The 16,141-nt window shown below is 59.0% G+C and carries 14 protein-coding genes and 1 riboswitch; of the genes, 6 read left to right on the top strand and 8 right to left on the bottom strand.

Annotation, left to right across the window (positions count from 1 at the left end):
- The first annotated feature begins 266 nt into the window (after positions 1 to 266).
- From ACE1BR_RS09930 to ACE1BR_RS09915, 4 genes are all read left to right on the top strand, one after another.
- Positions 267 to 716, top strand: coding sequence for a pullulanase (locus ACE1BR_RS09930; RefSeq protein ID WP_374869808.1), 450 nt, complete (start codon positions 267 to 269; stop codon positions 714 to 716).
- A gap of 211 nt (positions 717 to 927) precedes the next feature.
- Positions 928 to 3,075, top strand: coding sequence for an adenosylcobalamin-dependent ribonucleoside-diphosphate reductase (locus tag ACE1BR_RS09925; RefSeq protein ID WP_374869806.1), 2,148 nt, complete (start codon positions 928 to 930; stop codon positions 3,073 to 3,075).
- Between the two features lie 10 nt (positions 3,076 to 3,085).
- The gene (locus tag ACE1BR_RS09920) at positions 3,086 to 3,769 is read left to right on the top strand and encodes an NrdJb (RefSeq protein ID WP_374869804.1); all 684 of its coding nucleotides are present in this window, start codon (positions 3,086 to 3,088) and stop codon (positions 3,767 to 3,769) included.
- A gap of 220 nt (positions 3,770 to 3,989) precedes the next feature.
- Entirely contained in the window at positions 3,990 to 5,360 is a 1,371-nt protein-coding gene (locus ACE1BR_RS09915) for a PhoH family protein (RefSeq protein ID WP_374869802.1), read from the top strand.
- Positions 5,361 to 5,429: 69 nt separating this feature from the next.
- On the opposite strand, the gene thiQ is transcribed toward ACE1BR_RS09915, so the two are convergent.
- Genes thiQ through thiB form a run of 3 tightly spaced genes read right to left on the bottom strand, consistent with a single transcriptional unit; the run spans position 5,430 to position 8,720 of the window.
- Positions 5,430 to 6,134, bottom strand: a complete 705-nt coding sequence (thiQ, locus tag ACE1BR_RS09910) for a thiamine ABC transporter ATP-binding protein (RefSeq protein WP_374869800.1) — start codon at positions 6,132 to 6,134, stop codon at positions 5,430 to 5,432.
- The gene (gene thiP, locus ACE1BR_RS09905; RefSeq protein ID WP_374869798.1) at positions 6,121 to 7,743 is read right to left on the bottom strand and encodes a thiamine/thiamine pyrophosphate ABC transporter permease; all 1,623 of its coding nucleotides are present in this window, start codon (positions 7,741 to 7,743) and stop codon (positions 6,121 to 6,123) included. Before thiP ends, thiQ begins: the two co-directional genes overlap by 14 nt.
- Positions 7,740 to 8,720, bottom strand: a complete 981-nt coding sequence (gene thiB / locus ACE1BR_RS09900) for a thiamine ABC transporter substrate binding subunit (RefSeq protein ID WP_374869796.1) — start codon at positions 8,718 to 8,720, stop codon at positions 7,740 to 7,742. The genes thiP and thiB overlap by 4 nt, the downstream gene beginning before the upstream one ends.
- Positions 8,721 to 8,780: 60 nt before the next feature.
- Positions 8,781 to 8,871, bottom strand: a riboswitch (TPP riboswitch).
- Positions 8,872 to 8,960: 89 nt separating this feature from the next.
- On the opposite strand from thiB, the gene ACE1BR_RS09895 reads away from it, so the two are divergent.
- The gene (locus tag ACE1BR_RS09895) at positions 8,961 to 9,251 is read left to right on the top strand and encodes a PilZ domain-containing protein (RefSeq protein WP_374869794.1); all 291 of its coding nucleotides are present in this window, start codon (positions 8,961 to 8,963) and stop codon (positions 9,249 to 9,251) included.
- A 31-nt stretch (positions 9,252 to 9,282) separates the two neighbouring features.
- On the opposite strand, the gene ACE1BR_RS09890 is transcribed toward ACE1BR_RS09895, so the two are convergent.
- The 5 genes from ACE1BR_RS09890 to leuA all read right to left on the bottom strand — a co-directional run bounded on the left by ACE1BR_RS09890 (position 9,283) and on the right by leuA (position 15,017).
- Positions 9,283 to 10,212 carry a transglutaminase domain-containing protein gene (locus ACE1BR_RS09890; RefSeq protein WP_374869792.1) on the bottom strand — a complete coding sequence of 310 codons (930 nt, stop codon included), beginning with the start codon at positions 10,210 to 10,212 and terminating at the stop codon, positions 9,283 to 9,285.
- 117 nt (positions 10,213 to 10,329) lie between these two features.
- Positions 10,330 to 10,929, bottom strand: a complete 600-nt coding sequence (gene leuD / locus ACE1BR_RS09885; protein ID WP_374869790.1) for a 3-isopropylmalate dehydratase small subunit — start codon at positions 10,927 to 10,929, stop codon at positions 10,330 to 10,332.
- 12 nt (positions 10,930 to 10,941) lie between these two features.
- Positions 10,942 to 12,339, bottom strand: a complete 1,398-nt coding sequence (gene leuC, locus ACE1BR_RS09880) for a 3-isopropylmalate dehydratase large subunit (protein ID WP_374869788.1) — start codon at positions 12,337 to 12,339, stop codon at positions 10,942 to 10,944.
- Positions 12,340 to 12,372: 33 nt separating this feature from the next.
- Positions 12,373 to 13,458 (bottom strand): 3-isopropylmalate dehydrogenase, encoded by a 1,086-nt coding sequence (gene leuB, locus ACE1BR_RS09875; RefSeq protein WP_374869786.1) that lies wholly within the window; start codon positions 13,456 to 13,458, stop codon positions 12,373 to 12,375.
- Positions 13,455 to 15,017 carry a 2-isopropylmalate synthase gene (gene leuA / locus ACE1BR_RS09870; protein ID WP_374869784.1) on the bottom strand — a complete coding sequence of 521 codons (1,563 nt, stop codon included), beginning with the start codon at positions 15,015 to 15,017 and terminating at the stop codon, positions 13,455 to 13,457. Before leuA ends, leuB begins: the two co-directional genes overlap by 4 nt.
- A gap of 408 nt (positions 15,018 to 15,425) precedes the next feature.
- Between leuA and ACE1BR_RS09865 the strand changes: the two genes are divergently transcribed.
- Positions 15,426 to 16,046, top strand: coding sequence for a TetR/AcrR family transcriptional regulator (locus ACE1BR_RS09865; RefSeq protein WP_374869782.1), 621 nt, complete (start codon positions 15,426 to 15,428; stop codon positions 16,044 to 16,046).
- Positions 16,047 to 16,141 lie beyond the last annotated feature (95 nt).

Raw genomic sequence — 16,141 nt, 5'->3', positions numbered from 1 at the left:
TCGATGAGCGGGGTTTTTTATTGGCTGCCATTTAGAAAATCGTCTGATAATTGACCTTTTATTCTCTCTTCTCTGCCGTTTTCCTTGTCTCCTTGTCTCCTTGTCTTTCTATATTTCTTGTTCGAGATGTTCTCGTTTGTTCGCTGTGTTGTATGTAAAAGATACAGAATGTGATGCCTCTACCTTTCTTGTTTTCTTTCCTCTGCTTTAATGCTTCCGCCCACATTGATGGGCCAAGGAATCACAATAATTTAAGGAAGAGAGACATGTTCAAAAGAACAGTAACGATGATACTGGCGGCGGGAACCCTGGTATTAGGTGGCTGCGCATCTCACGGTGGAGCAGAGCAGGCCGTAGACAACAGTGACTTCGGCGGTAAGCCGATCTATCTGCGCGGTGAGATGAACGACTGGATGGCGACCGATGCGAGCAAGGTAGTCAAGGTGGCCGACAAGCTCTACATGGCGAAAGGAACGCTCAAGAAAGAGTGGGCTCCCTACAAGTTCAAGTTTGCCGATTCGGGCTGGAGCTGTGGCACTAACTTCGGCTACAAGAGCCCGAGCGACGGTGTTGCCGTATTGGGTGGAGAAGCGGTGCCGGTCAATCCCTGTTCCAAGTATGAGGATATGAAGTTCTCGCCGGATGCCGATGGTGTCTACGAGTTCTATCTGAATATGGCGGGTGATACGCCGACCGTTTACGTCAAGAAGCCCTGATCTATCTCTGAGTGTTAAATCTCTCAGCAAATTAATCAGTTAAGTGCCCCGGCCCAGAATTCTGCTGGTCGGGGCATTTTTTTAGGTTAGAATCGGCACCCTCATGGCATCAGATGTACTATATGTTGTGTCGTTTATTTTAGGGGGCACTATTGGTTGTGTTTTGTGCTGTTGTCATGATGTTGATGCATTCACATAAGGTTGATTGAAAATGGCTAAATCGAACCCGGTGCTGGAGAGTGAGCTTGGCTCCCGCCTTATCCCCATGCAGGAAACGTCCCTCGAGATCTGGGATAGCAAGTATCGCCTCAAGAGCAAGGATGGCACTCCCATCGACAGCTCTATCGATGAGACTTACCAGCGGGTAGCCCGTGCGTTGGCAGAGCAGGAGCTGGAACCGGAGACCTGGTATGAGCCGTTTCTGTGGGCGCTGCGCAATGGGGCCATTCCGGCTGGCCGCATCACCTCCAATGCGGGGGCTTTTGAGCACAAGCCTGCCACTTCAACCATCAACTGCACTGTTTCCGGCACCATCGAAGATTCGATGGACGATATCCTCGGCAAGGTGCACGAGGCGGGCCTGACCCTGAAAGCCGGTTGCGGTATCGGCTATGACTTCTCGACCCTGCGCCCGCGCGGTGCCTTTGTCTCCGGTGCCGGTGCCTACACCTCCGGCCCGCTCTCCTTCATGGATATCTATGACAAGATGTGTTTCACCGTCTCGTCAGCCGGTGGCCGTCGCGGCGCCCAGATGGGCACTATGGATATCCGCCACCCCGATGTGATCGAGTTTATTCAGGCCAAGCGTGAAGATGGCCGTCTGCGCCAGTTCAACCTCTCCCTGCTGATCACCGAAGATTTCGTCAAGGCGGTGAAAGAGGATGCGCTCTGGTCGTTAATCTTCCCCTACACCGCCAAAGAGGTGGAGCAGGATGGCATTGCGCTGGATGATCCTGCTCAGGTGCTCTGGGCCGACTGGCCCAACAAAGAGGGGGTTGTCTTTAACGAGCTGGGGCAGGTTGCCTGCAAGGTCTACAAAACCATGCCAGCCCGCAAGCTGTGGAATGTCATAATGACCTCCACCTATGACTATGCAGAGCCCGGCTTTATCCTGATCGACAAGGTCAACCAGATGAACAACAACTGGTTCTGTGAAGAGATCCGCGCGACCAATCCCTGTGGCGAGCAGCCGTTGCCACCCTACGGTGCCTGTCTGCTTGGCTCGGTCAATCTGACCAAGTTTGTGCGCGACCCTTTTACTGAGCAAGCTGCGTTCGATTGGCAGGCGTTTCGCAAGGTGGTAGCCATCTTTACCCGTATGCTCGACAACGTGGTGGAGATCAACCAGCTGCCGTTGGCCAAACAGCGCGAGGAGATCATCAACAAGCGCCGGCATGGCATGGGCTTCCTGGGGCTTGGCTCGACCCTGACCATGCTGCAGATCAAGTACGGTTCTGCCGCGTCCGTCGCCTTTACTGAGCAGGTATCCCAGGAGCTGGCGATGACCGGCTGGCAGGAGTCCCTGCGTCTGGCCAAGGAGAAAGGGTCAGCCCCCATTATGGATCAGGAGTTCGAAGTAACCGGCAAGATGCTGCGTCTGCGTCCCGAAATGGCTGCAGATGGCATCAAGGTGGGCGACAAGGTGAAGGGCAAGGTGCTGCATGCGCGTTATAGCCGCTATATGCAGCAGGTTGCCGACGTGGATCCTGCGCTGGTCGCCGAGTTGGCCGAAGTGGGTGGGCGTTTCACCCACCACAGCAGTATCGCACCGACCGGCACCATTTCGCTGTCACTGGCCAACAACGCCAGCAACGGCATCGAGCCGAGCTTCGCCCACCACTACAGCCGCAACGTCATCAAGCCGGGCAAGAAGAGCAAGGAGAGTGTGGATGTCTACTCCTTCGAGCTGCTGGCCTATCGCGAGCTGGTGAACCCGGCTGCTATGCCTTACAGCGATGATGAGGCGAGCCGTCTGCCGGACTATTTCATTACTGCCGACGACATCAGCCCGGCCCAGCACGTTGACATTCAGGCAGCGGCCCAGCGCTGGATTGACTCGTCCATCTCCAAGACCGCCAACGTGCCGACCGATTTCCCGTTCGAGCAGTTCAAGGACATCTACATGTATGCCTCGAACTCCGGCCTCAAGGGCTGCACTACCTTCCGTTTCAATCCAGAGGCTTTCCAGGGCGTGCTGGTGAAGGAGAAGGATCTGGAGAACACCCTGTACGATTTCACCCTGGAAGATGGCTCCGTTATTTCCGTCAAGGGGAACGAAGAGATCGAATACGATGGCGAGCTGCACACTGCTGCCAACCTCTACGATGCCTTGAAAGAAGGCTATTACGGTAAATTCTGAGAACGACATTATGGTCAAGAAGATCGACAAAAAAATCGTCGCCTACAAGGTGCGTACCAAGGATGAGCCGCAAGAAGATCTCGCTGCGCAGGATGACGTGGTGCACATGCACGAAACTGTGCTGCGTCCGGAGCGGCTGATGGGCACTACCTACAAGCTGAAGACGCCGGAGCATGTCTCCGAGCACTCGCTGTTCATCACCATCAATGACATCATTCTCAACGAGGGCACGGTGCACGAAACCCGCCGTCCGTTCGAGATCTTCATCAATTCCAAGAGCCTGGAACACTACCAGTGGATCGTGGCGCTGACCCGCATCATCTCGGCGGTGTTCCGCAAGGGGGGGGATGTCACCTTCCTGGTGGAGGAGCTGCGCTCGGTGTTTGATCCCAAGGGCGGCTACTGGAACAAGGGCAAGTACGTTCCATCATTGATCGCCGAAATTGGTAACGTGATCGAGAGCCATCTCACCGAGATCGGCATGCTCAAGGCAACCGGACTGGACGAGCATCAGCAGGCGTTTCTGGCCGAGAAACAGGCCGAACTCAAGGCGGCTCAGGACGCCGAAGAGCAACAGGCGAACAGTGGCTTTCCGGCCAATGCAGCGCTCTGCTACAAGTGTCATACCAAGGCGCTGGTGCTGAAGGATGGCTGCATGACCTGCCTCAACTGCGGCGACTCCAAGTGCGGTTAACAGGCATTCCTAAGTAGCTGAACGATAGAGAAAAGACCGGCCATTGCGCCGGTCTTTTCATTGCTGTTTTTATGCGCAATCAAATCAGGTGGCCCAGTGATTTGTTGCGTGATAGTAAAATCGGGCGTAGCGTTGAGGGTAATAAAACTGTCACGGCCGTGTGGTTTCAATGACATCTGAGATTCACACACGTGGCCCTTCAGTGCCAAGGAGGATGCTTATGGACAATACGGACCGAAAGCTGTTTATCCTGGATACCAACGTTCTGCTTCACGACCCCCTCGCTATCTACTCCTTCAAAGAGCACGACGTGCTCATCCCCATGACGGTGCTGGAAGAGCTCGATAACATCAAGGATCGTAACAAGGATGTCAGCCGCGACGCGCGGGTGGCCATTCGTGCGCTGGAAGATGTGTTTCGCGATGCTACCCCGGATCAGATCACTCAGGGCGTTCCGCTGGCTGGCGAAGCGAGCGGCAATATCTGCATCTTCAGCGATCACCATCTGCCGCAGGATGCCGAGGTGTTTACCGACAAGGAGGCCGACAACCGCATCATCAACGCGGCTCTCTATCTGCAAAAGCATGAGTTGAAGCGTCAAGTGGTGCTGGTCACCAAAGACATCAACATGCGCCTCAAGGCCAAAGGGGCCGGGCTTGCTCACGTTGAGGATTACCGCAGCGACCAGCTGATCGACGATATCCGCCTGCTGGCCAAAGGCTTTCAGGTGGTGCCCGGCAGCTTCTGGGAGCGGGTGGGCGAATGCGAAAGCGAGACCCATGGCCGCGACACCATCCATGTGATCGATGCCAATCTGCTGGAAGGCGTTCACGTCAACCAGTACCTGATCGACGAGGAGAACTTCTTCGCCGCCCGGGTGCTCAGCCATGATGGCAACAAGATCCGCATCAAGGATTTGGGCCGCGAGCGGCTGATGTCCCGCAAGGCGTGGGGTGTGCATCCCAAGAACGTCTATCAGGGGATGGCGCTGGATGCGTTGCTCGATCCGCACATCGATCTGGTGATCCTGACCGGCCCGGCCGGTTGCGGCAAGACCCTGCTGGCAATGGCGGCGGCGCTGGAGCTGGTGATTGAGAAGGGCATTTACGAGAAGGTGATCGTCACACGGAATACCCCGGAAATTGCCGAGAGCATCGGCTTCCTGCCCGGCACCGAGGAGGAGAAGATGATGCCCTGGCTGGCGGCGGTGACCGACACCCTGGAGGTGCTGCACAAGCAGGACGAGAACATGAGCGGCTCGCTCAGCTACATCATGGAGAAGGCCAACATCCAGTTCAAATCGGTCAACTTTATGCGCGGGCGCAGCATCCAGAACTCCTTCGTGCTGCTGGATGAGTGCCAGAACCTGACCGCGTCCCAGATCAAGACCATCATCACCCGCTGCGGGGAGGGCACCAAGATCGTCTGCTCCGGTAACCTGGCCCAGATCGACTCCAACTACCTGAGCCCGGTGACCTCAGGTCTGACCTACATCGTCGAGCGTTTCAAGGATTTTGACGGCAGTGCCAACATCTTCCTCAACGGCGTGGTACGCAGCAAACTCGCCTCCTTTGCCGAGGAAAATCTCTGATTTAACGGGATCTCTGCATGAGAAAGGGGAAGCCATCCGGCTTCCCCTTTTTTGATCCCCTTGCTCTCATTATCCCTGCGTGCGGCCCAGATAGCGCAGCAGTCCGGGATGATCGCTGTGTTGCAGGATATCTGGCTTTCCTTGCAGGGCGATGCGGCCCTCGTCGACGAACAGCACCTGATCGGCAATCAGCTGGGCATCTTCCGGGTTATGGGAAACCATCAGCACGGTAATGCCCTGCTCGCAGGCTAGACGCGCCACTTCGGCCAGCATCTCCCGACGCAGGGCGGGATCGAGGGCTGAGAAGGGTTCATCCAGCAGCAGCAACGGTTTGCCTCGCACCAGTGCCCGAGCCAGACCAACCCGCTGTTGCTGGCCGCCGGAGAGTTGCTCAGGCTGGCGGCTTAGCATCTCACCGAGGCCAACCCGTGCGGCTGCATCGATCACTTGTGCCCGCTGGGTTGCACTCAGGCGCAGACCCGGGTGCAAGCCGATGGCGATATTGTCGAACACCGACAGGTGGAGGAAGAGGTTGTGATCCTGAAACAGGGTGGTGACCGGGCGCTCGGCGGGGCCCAGCGGCAGCAGATCTTCGCCATCGAAACTGAGGCGGCCTGACTCCACCGGCACGAAGCCGGCGATCATCCCGAGCAGGGTCGACTTGCCTGCGCCGCTTGGGCCAATCAGCGCGGTGATCTCCCCCTTGGGCAGAGTCGCGCTGAAGCTGACGCGCCAGTCGGGGTAGCTGGTTACAAGCCTATCAATGTTCAGCATGTTTTCCTCCTAGCACCCGTTCCACCAGCCAGAACAGGGAGAAACAGAGAGTGAGCAGCAGCAGGGCGGTGGCGGCCGCCTCGGTCAGTCGGTAGCTGCCGAGCTGCTGGTAGAGCAGCCAGGGCAGGGTGGTGAGCTCCTGGCTGCCAAACATGGCGATGGCGCCGAGATCCCCCAGCGAGAGGATCATTGACAGCGCCATTGCCAGTGCCAGCGGACGGCGCAGCAGCGGCCACTCCACCAGCCGCAGGCGATGCAGGCCGCGCACCCCCAAGCTGTCCGCCAGCCGGTCGTATTGGCGTACCACCAACTGCATGGGTGCGGAGAGGGTGCGCAGCACATAGGGCAGCGCCATCAGGGCGTTGACCAGCACCACCAGCCAAGGGCCGAGGGCAAAGACATCGGTGAACGGCATAAACAGGATAAAGAGACCGGTGGAGAGCACCACCGCCGGGATCATCAGGATCATCGAGCCGCTGGCCTCCCACAGGGCCGCAGCACGCCGTTGGCGGGTGCGCACCTTGAGGTGACGGCTGGTCAGCAGCAGGCCGCTGCCGAGCAGAGTCGCCAGGGTGCCTGCTGCCAGTGCAATCAGCAGCGACTGGCCGCTTGCTTGCCACAGCTTGCTGGAGGTAAGCGCCGTCAGCAGGCCGGGGTGAAGGCCAGCCACCACGATAGCCAGCAGCGGTGGCAGAAAGATGGCGAGCCCGATACAGAGCGAAAGAATATCCACCACCGCCGTGCCCGGCTGGTGGCGATCCGGCCGCAGGCAGGGGCGACGGGGGGTCACCCTGCTGGCCGGGGTGCTCTGCAGCTTGTGCTGCAGGGCGAGCAGGGCGGCGGTCAGGATCAGCTGCACCAGCGCCAGTCCGCCCGCGGTAGCGAGATCGAAGTCAAAACGCAGCGCCTGATAAACGGCTACTTCCAGCGTGGTCGATTTGGGGCCGCCGCCCAGCGCCAGTACGGTGGTGAAGCTGGTGAAGCAGAGCATGAAGATGAGGCTGGTAAGTCCCGGCAATATGCCGCGAATGAGCGGCCACTCCAGCAGCCGGAAGATGTGGTTTGATCGCATGCCGAGCTGGCTGGCGAGGCGCCAGCTCGATTCGGGGATGCTCTCTATGCTCTGCAGCATGAGGCGGGCCGCCAGTGGCATGTTGAAGAAGACGTGGGCCAGCAGGATGCCAAACAGGCCGTAGAGGTAGTTGCCGGGATCGAGCCCCAAGGTGCGCAGCAACTGCGGCAGCCAACCCTGTTTGCCATGTACCGCCACGATGCCGAAGATGGCGATGATGACCGGCAGCACCAGCGAGAGGCCAAACAGCTTGATCAGCAGGGTGCGGCCAACGAAGCGGCGCCGTGCCAGCGCGCGGGCTACCGGAATGGCCAGCCCGAGGCTCAGCAGGGTGGAGAGAAGTGCCTGTCCCAGACTGAAGCCCAGCACGTGACGCAGATAAGGATCTGCGATCAGGGTGCGGGGGGCCAGTGAACCGGCTTGCCACAACAGGGCCGCAAGCGGCCCGAGGGATAACAGCAGGATCAACAATGTGGCTGCGCTGCCCGGCAGCCACCAGAGGGGACGAGCCTGTGGTTTCAGGAGGTGACGGCTCACTGGGTGACGGCTTGCAGCCACTCGCGGATCCACCCTTTGCGATTGGCGGCCACCTCATCGGCGCTGAAGGCCAGCGGCTTGCTGACGGTGATCATCTGCTCGAAACCTTTTGGCAGTTGGGTATCGATCACCGGATACATCCAGTTGCCGGTCGGGATCTCGTTCTGGAAGGCGGGGCTCACCATAAATTGCAGGAACTGATCGGCCAGCTTGCCCTGGATGGCGCTGTTCAGCTTGGCGGCCACTTCCACCTGACGGTAGTGCCCTTCCTCAAACGCCGCAGCCTGATACTGGGGCTTGTTCTCGGCAATCAGGTGGTAAGCGGGGGAGCTGGTGTAGGAGAGCACCATGTCCGCTTCGCCATCGAGGAACATGCCATAGGCTTCTGACCACCCCTTGGTGACGGTGACCGTCTTTTTGGCAAGCTCGGCCCAGGCGGCGGGCGCCTTGTCACCGTAGACAGACTTCATCCACAGCATCAGCCCCTGCCCCGGGGTAGAGGTGCGGGGATCCTGATAGATCACCTTGAGATCGGGTCGCTCTACCAGCTCTTTCAGGCTCTTGGGCGGCTGTTTGAGCTTCTCCTTGTCATAGACGAAAGCGAAGTAGCCGTAGTCGTAGGGGACGAAGGTCTTATCCTGCCAGCCACCCGGCACCTTGATGCCGTCGAGCTTGGCTGGATGGGGGGCGAACAGGCCGCTCTGCTTGGCTTCGCTGATAAGCGCATCGTCCAGCCCCAGCACCAGATCGGCCTTGCTGTGTTTGCCCTCCAGCCGCAGCCGGTTGAGGATGGCAACGCCATCTTCGAGGGGAACCAGATTGAGGTTGCAGCCGCACTCTTTCTCGAAGGCCTGTTTGATCTTGGGCCCCGGGCCCCACTCGGCAGTGAAGGAGCTGTAGGTGTAGACGGTGAGGGTGTCGGCGGCGAACGCGTTGGCCGACAGCAGGCCGGTGGTGACCAGCAGCAGGGTCTTCATGGGTGGCACTCCCTATTACTTGTTAATAATGAGGTGCCAGCGGGTGAGAGCGCAAAAAATGAGCGCCATGCCTCAAATTCCTCCGCCAGCATTATCTGGATCAGGTACACGGGTATAATCTCAGCGGTAAACCGCACCCCGTTTGAGAAACGAACCGCATTGTATTAACGTTCTTTTGGGTAGACCAGCACAATTGTGCAATGCCCATGATATGACGCCCACCCAACAGAGGATGTTCGCGTGCTTACCAATACCAAGGAAAGGCGTGCCTTTGCGCGCATGGTCATCAATGCTCCGGTCACCGTCTATCAGCAGCAGCTGGTGCTGGAGGGGATCTGCCGGGATCTCAGTGCCAACGGCATGGGGATTGCGGTATCTGAACACCAGCTCGACATCAATCAGCCAATCCGGATCAGTCTTGCCACCAACAGCAACCTGTTGCCCCCCTTTGAAGCCCACGCCCGCATTATCCGGGTGCTGGAGGAGGAGGGTGGATTGCTGCTGGCGGTGGAGTTTAAGACGCTGGGGTAATCCTCTCCCCCCATCGGTAGAGGAGAAGGGGTTACCCTTTGCCCTGAACCGGCTGCACACTCAACTGCTTGCTATCGACCAGCGTTTTGCTGGTCGATGCTATTTGGCCTGCTGGCAAGGTGGCGGGGCCGGTGGGCTCGAGCAGCAGATAGGATTGCCCCTGCCAGTTGATGGTTGCATCCCCCGGTTTGGTGGGCAGGTCAACGGCCAGCATTGCGTGGCCGGGGACGAAGACCATGGCCTGTTTCAATTCGGGAAAGAGCTGGGCCAGCAGGGCGGCCATCAGGGTTACCTTGCTGTCGCAGTCCCCCCGGTTCTGCTCCAGTACCTGACGGGGCGGGAGAAAACCCTTGCCCTGTCGGCCATTCAGACTGTCCAGCTGCTGGTAGGGAATGCTCTGGATAAAGGTAAGCATATGGGCCACGGTTTTCTGACGAGCTTCCGTTTCGGTGCTGCCCTGCTGTTTGAGCTGAGCCGCCAGCGGAGCCAGCCCAGTGCGGCTCTCAAGGGCGATCCGCACATGATCCTGCTTCACTGCCAGCTGACCATCCGGTGGTGTGAAATACTGGAAGTAGTGCTTGCTCAACCACGTCTGCTCCTCCTTGCCCCTTTGCGCCTCCAGCCATGCCATGGCCTCTTTGGCTTTATCCTGATTGTGGCTTTTCAGATGCAGTTCGAGGGAGGGGCGAGAGAGGGTGAATTGCACCTCGGGATAGTGTTCTCGCACCCCGCGCAGCAAGGTCTGCAGTACCTCCTCCTGCATTCTGGCCGGGCGATAGGCGATAAGAGGCGGCAGCTTGCCCTGTTCGAGCCGGTAGGTGAGCTGTTGGGGCTTGCCTTCGCTATCTTGCCAGCCGACGTTGATCTGGCCGAGGTCGTTGGTGAAGTGGGTTTGTGCCGCGCTGGCTGGCAGCGCAAACAACAGGGCACAGAGTAGAGGAATTGCCGTCGGTCTCTTCATCATCCTTTCCTGTAACGCGGGCCGGTTCCAGTGGCCCAGAGTGGGAAGCGTGGCGGACAGTAAAACAGGGAGCCGAAGCTCCCTGTTGATTCTACTCGTTTTTTTGCAACTGACGCGTTAAATCCAGCTCGGCTGCTTCGCTTCGAAGGTGCTGATGGCTGCCTCGTGTTGCAGGGTCAGGCCGATGGCATCCAGCCCGTTGAGCAGGCAGTAACGGCGGAACTCGTCGATCTCGAAGCCGAAGCTGATATCTCCGGCTCGTACCAGATTGGCCTCCAGATCTACCTCAATCTCGATACCCGGCTGGGCGGCGACCAGCTGGAACAGGGCGTCTACCTCCTCTTCCTTCAGGCGTACCGGCACCATGCCGTTGTTGATGGCGTTGCCGTAGAAAATGTCGGCAAAGCTCGGGGCAATGACGGTCCTGAAGCCGTAGTCGGCCAGCGCCCAGGGGGCGTGCTCGCGGCTCGAGCCACAACCGAAGTTCTCGCGGGCCAGCAGGATGCTGGCACCGGCGAATTGCGGCTGGTTCAGTACGAACTCGGGATTGGGCTGCTGACCGGCATCGTCGAGGAAGCGCCAGTCGTGGAACAGGTGCTTGCCAAAACCGATGCGGTTGACCTTCTGCAAAAACTGCTTGGGAATGATGGCGTCGGTGTCGACGTTGGCGCTGTCGAGGGGGACGACGATCCCTTTGTGTTGCTTGAAGCCTGTCATCGTTATCTCCTCTTACAGTGCGCGAATGTCGGCGAAGCGGCCGGTGACGGCGGCGGCGGCGGCCATGGCCGGGCTCACCAGATGGGTGCGACCGGCACGGCCCTGACGCCCTTCGAAGTTGCGGTTGCTGGTGGAGGCGCAGCGCTCCCCCGGTTGCAGCCTGTCGTTGTTCATCGCCAGACACATGGAGCAGCCGGGCAGGCGCCACTCAAAACCGGCCTCGATGAAGATCTTGTCGAGCCCCTCCGCTTCGGCTTGCGCCTTCACCTGCTCGGAACCCGGCACCACCAGCGCTTGCACGCCAGCGGCTACTTTGCGACCACGGGCGATGGCTGCAGCGGCGCGCAGGTCTTCGATGCGGCTGTTGGTGCAGGAACCGATAAACACCTTGTCGATGGCGACATCACAGAGCTTCTGGCCCGGTTGCAAGTCCATGTAGGCCAGAGCCTTGCGGGCGGACTGCTGCTCCATCAGATCGCTGAAGGATTCCGGTGCCGGAATGGGCTCATTGACGGCGATCACCTGACCCGGGTTGGTACCCCAGGTGACCTGCGGGGCGATGTCGGCGGCGTCCAGCACCATTTCAGCATCAAACTTGGCATCGGCGTCGCTCTTGAGGCTCTGCCAGTAGGCGATGGCCTGCTCCAGTGCTTCGCCCTTGGGGGCAAACTCCTTGCCACGGATGTAGTCGATGGTGGTCTGGTCGGGGGCGATCATCCCCGCCTTGGCGCCCAGCTCGATGGCCATGTTGCATACCGTCATCCGACCTTCCATGGTGAGGCCTTCGATGGCTTTGCCTGCGAACTCCACCACGTAACCGGTACCACCGGCATGGCCGACCCGGCCGATGATGGCAAGCACGACGTCCTTGGCGCTGATCCCTTCGGCCAGCTTGCCGTTGACCGAAATTCGCATGGTCTTGGCGCGGCCCTGTTTCAGGGTCTGGGTGGCCATCACATGTTCCACTTCGGAGGTGCCTATACCGAACGCCAGCGAACCGAAGGCGCCGTGGGTGGCAGTGTGGGAGTCGCCACAGACGATGGTGGTGCCGGGCAGGGTGATGCCGAGCTCGGGGCCCATCACATGGACGATCCCCTGATATTTGTGGTTGAGATCGTAGAGACGAACCCCGAACTCCTTGCAGTTGGCGGCCAGCGTCTCCATCTGGATGCGGGCCATCTCGCCGGAGGCAGCGATGTCCTTGGTGGTGGTGGAGACGTTGTGATCCATGGTGGCCCAAGTCAGATCCGGGCGACGCAGCTGGCGATTCATGGCGCGCAGGCCGTCAAATGCCTGCGGGCTGGTCACTTCATGTACCAGATGACGGTCGATGTAGATGAGGGGCGTTTCCCCTTCCACTTCCCGTACCACGTGGGCGTCGAATACTTTCTGATAGAGGGTCTTGGCCATTGCTTCTCTCTTCCTTGTTCTCTGTTATGCGGCTCAGATCCGGGCGGCGATCTGGCTGCCCATCTCGGATGTGCTCTGCACCGGATGGTGGGCGCTGGCCTGATGCAGGTCGGCGGTGAAGTAACCCTCGGCCAGGGTCTGGGCTACGGCCTGCTCGATGGCCTGGGCGGCAGCCTCCTGGCCCAGGCTGTAACGCAACATCAGGGCGGCGGAGAGGATCTGGGCGATGGGGTTGGCGATCCCTTTGCCGGCGATATCGGGGGCCGAGCCACCGGCCGGTTCGAACAGGCCGAAACCCGATTCGTTGAGGCTGGCAGAGGGGAGCAGTCCCATGGAGCCGGTGATCATGGCGCACTCGTCGGAGAGGATGTCACCGAACAGGTTGGAGCAGAGCAGCACGTCGAACTGGGACGGATCCTTGATGAGCTGCATGGTGGCGTTGTCGATGTACATGTGGTTCAGTGCCACGTCCGGGTAGGATTTGGCGACTTGCGTCACCACCTCGCGCCACAGGATGGAGGAGGCGAGCACATTGGCCTTGTCGATGGAGGTGACTTTGGCTTTGCGCACCCGGGCAGATTCGAAGGCAATCTTGGCGATGCGCTCAATCTCGAAGCGATGGTACACCTCGGTGTCGAACGCCTTCTCGTTCGCCCCTTCTCCCTCGCGCCCTTTGGGCTGGCCGAAGTAGATGCCGCCAGTCAGCTCGCGCACGCAGGCGATGTCAAAACCGCGATCGGAGATGTCGGCGCGCAGCGGGGAAAACTGCTCCAGACCGGTATAGATACGGGCCGGACGCAGGTTGCAGAACAGCTTGAAGTGGGCGCGCAGGGGCAGCAGGGCACCACGCTCCGGTTGATCGTTGGGTGGCAGATGCTCCCATTTCGGGCCGCCGACCGAGCCGAACAGCACGGCGTCGGCCGCCTCGCAGCCTGCAATGGTGCTCTGCGGCAGCGGGGTGCCGTGGTTGTCGATGGCGATGCCGCCTACATCGTGGCGATCATATTCGAAGGCGAGGCCGAACTTGGCTTGCACCTTTTCCAGCACCTTGACGGCTTCGGCCATCACTTCCGGGCCAATGCCGTCACCCGGCAATACTGCGATCCGATAACTGCTCATACTGTCTCCGTCTTGATAGTGTTATTTCGTTCCATCTGTTCGGCGACCTGATCGGCGCGCCAGATGCTGTTGATGACATGCAGAAGGGCATGGGCTGAAGATTCGATGATGTCGGTGGCCAGCCCCATGCCGTGGAATTTGCGGCCTTTGTACTCGGCGACGATATCGACCTGACCGAGGGCATCTTCCCCTTCGCCCTTAGCTTTGAGGGCATATTTGTCGATGCGGATCTCGTAGCCGGTGATACGGTTGATGCACTGGTAGACCGCATCCACCGGGCCGTTGCCGGTGGCCGCTTCGCAGATCAGATCTTGCCCTACCTTCAATTTGACCGAGGCGGTGGCCAGCACCGAGCTGCCGCTTTGCACCCCGAGGTACTCCAGCTTGAAGTGCTCCGGCTCTTCGTGGATCTGGCTGAAGAAGGCCAGCGCTTCGAGGTCGTAGTCGAACACCTGCCCCTTCTTGTCGGCCAGGGTCAGGAACTTGCCGTAGAGGTGATCGAGGTCGTAACTGCTCTCGGCATACCCCATGGACTCCATCCGGTGCTTGATGACGTGGCGGCCGGAGCGGGAGGTCATGTTGAGGTTGTTCTGGGTTAGGCCAATGCTCTCGGGGGTGATGATTTCGTAGGTATTTTTCGCCTTGAGCACGCCATCCTGATGGATGCCTGAGCTGTGGGAGAAGGCGTTGGCACCGACGATCGCCTTGTTGGGCTGCACCGGCATGTTGCACAACTGGCTGACCAGGGTGCTGGTGCGATGAATTTCGTTGTGGCGGATATTGGTCTGCACCCCGAGCAGGTCGGCGCGGGTTTTCAGGATCATCGCCACCTCTTCCAGCGAGCAGTTGCCCGCCCGTTCGCCGATGCCGTTGATGGTGCACTCGATCTGGCGGGCTCCCATCTGCACGGCGCCGATGGAGTTGGCTACCGAGAGGCCAAGGTCGTCGTGGCAGTGCACCGAGATGATGGCCTTGTCGATATTGGGCACCCGGTTGAACAGGGTGTGGATGATGCCGGAGAACTCGGTCGGTACCGTGTAGCCGACGGTATCCGGGATATTGATGGTGCGAGCGCCCGCCTTGATGGCGGCCTCCACCATGCGGCAGAGGTTATCAATCGGCGTGCGGCCCGCATCCTCGCAGGAGAACTCCACATCGTCGGTGTAGCGCAGTGCGTGTTTGATGGCGCTGGTACCCATCTCCAGTACATCCTCGAAGCTTTTTTTCAGCTTGCTCTCCACATGGATGGAGGAGGTGGAGATGAAGGTGTGGATGCGAAAGGCGTCGGCAACCCGCAAGGCTTCACCTGCGGCATCGATATCCTTGGGCAGGGCGCGGGCAAGGGCGCAGACCCGGCTGTTCTTGATGTGGCGGGCGATGGTTTGCACCGATTGAAAATCGCCGGGAGAAGAGACCGGGAAGCCCACCTCCATGACGTCGACACCGAGCCGCTCCAGTGCCTGGGCGATCTGCAGCTTCTCCTTGACTGTCAAACTGGCCGCCAGGGCCTGCTCACCATCACGCAAGGTGGTATCGAATATGATGACCCGATCTGACATGTGACTTCCCTCTTCCTAAGTTCGGTAACGTGCGTCCTGCGGCGGCATAAAAAAACCCGTGCAGGGTGCACGGGTTTTTGTAAATTCCGGCTATGCCTTAGCCCGGCTACAAGGATCCCGCGCGAGTTAACGCGATTAGGGAGAGTAGTAGTAGCGGGGTGGCAATATGCATGACGTTGTTATTCCTTCCAGTCGATAACCCTTTTACCAATATCGAGATTTTTATGCTGTGTCAACACGGATGGTCAGTATAAATCTGCTGACGTATTTAATCGGATTGTAAAGGATTGCAAATTTCCTTGTCCCATATTCGGCCCATGACCGATTATCTGGTCAATCCTGCTGTGCTCAATTCTTTGCACAACCAGATCGACTTATCAGCATTGGCTGAATTTTCTGAGGTGTTAAATGGAAAAACGTAGACCAGGTCGTCCGGTCGGACGTTCTGACATTCGTGACAAGTTGCTTGCTGCCGCCCGTGAGCGTTTTCTCAATACTCCCTATAGCAAGGTGACTACCCGCGAAATAGCGGAGCTGGCTGGCTCCAACCTGGCGATGATCCACTACTACTTCGGCAGTAAAGAGGGTCTGTACAAAGCGGTGCTGGGTGATGTGGCCGAGCCTCTCGACCATGCCTGGCAAGATGAGCACAGCAACCACAGCCTCAACGAGCTGCTCAACACCTACTATCAGGTGATGGCGCCCAATAGCGAGCTGACCTCTGCCATCTCCAGCGCATTGTCGACTGAAAAGAGCCCGGGCCGGGATTTTGTGCTGAACCGCCTGCTGGAGCGTCAGTTGCCGCAGTTCGATGCCCTGCTGGAAACCATGAAAACCAATGGCGAGCTGGGTGACAACCTGGATCCCGAGATGCTGAAGATCTCCTTCCTCAGCATGATGTGGCAGCCGTTCGTGATGAAAGATCTCTACGAGCAGGTGTTTGGTCTGAAGGTGGATGAACACTTCATGGCCCGTCTGGCGGATCACAACTGCCGTCTGATGGAGACCGGTCTGCGCGGCAATCACTGATTTTGCTGTAACGCCGAGATTAAAAAGGGCCATTCGGCCCTTTTTTCATAAATCTGTTATCCCCCGTTCAACACCCTGTCATCCCGCCTTCCTAC

It is taken from the genome of Aeromonas sp. MdU4 (assembly GCF_041929505.1).
Lineage (GTDB): Bacteria > Pseudomonadota > Gammaproteobacteria > Enterobacterales > Aeromonadaceae > Aeromonas.
Note: the sequence above shows the minus strand (reverse complement) of the source record. Positions and strands in the feature narration are given on the sequence as shown.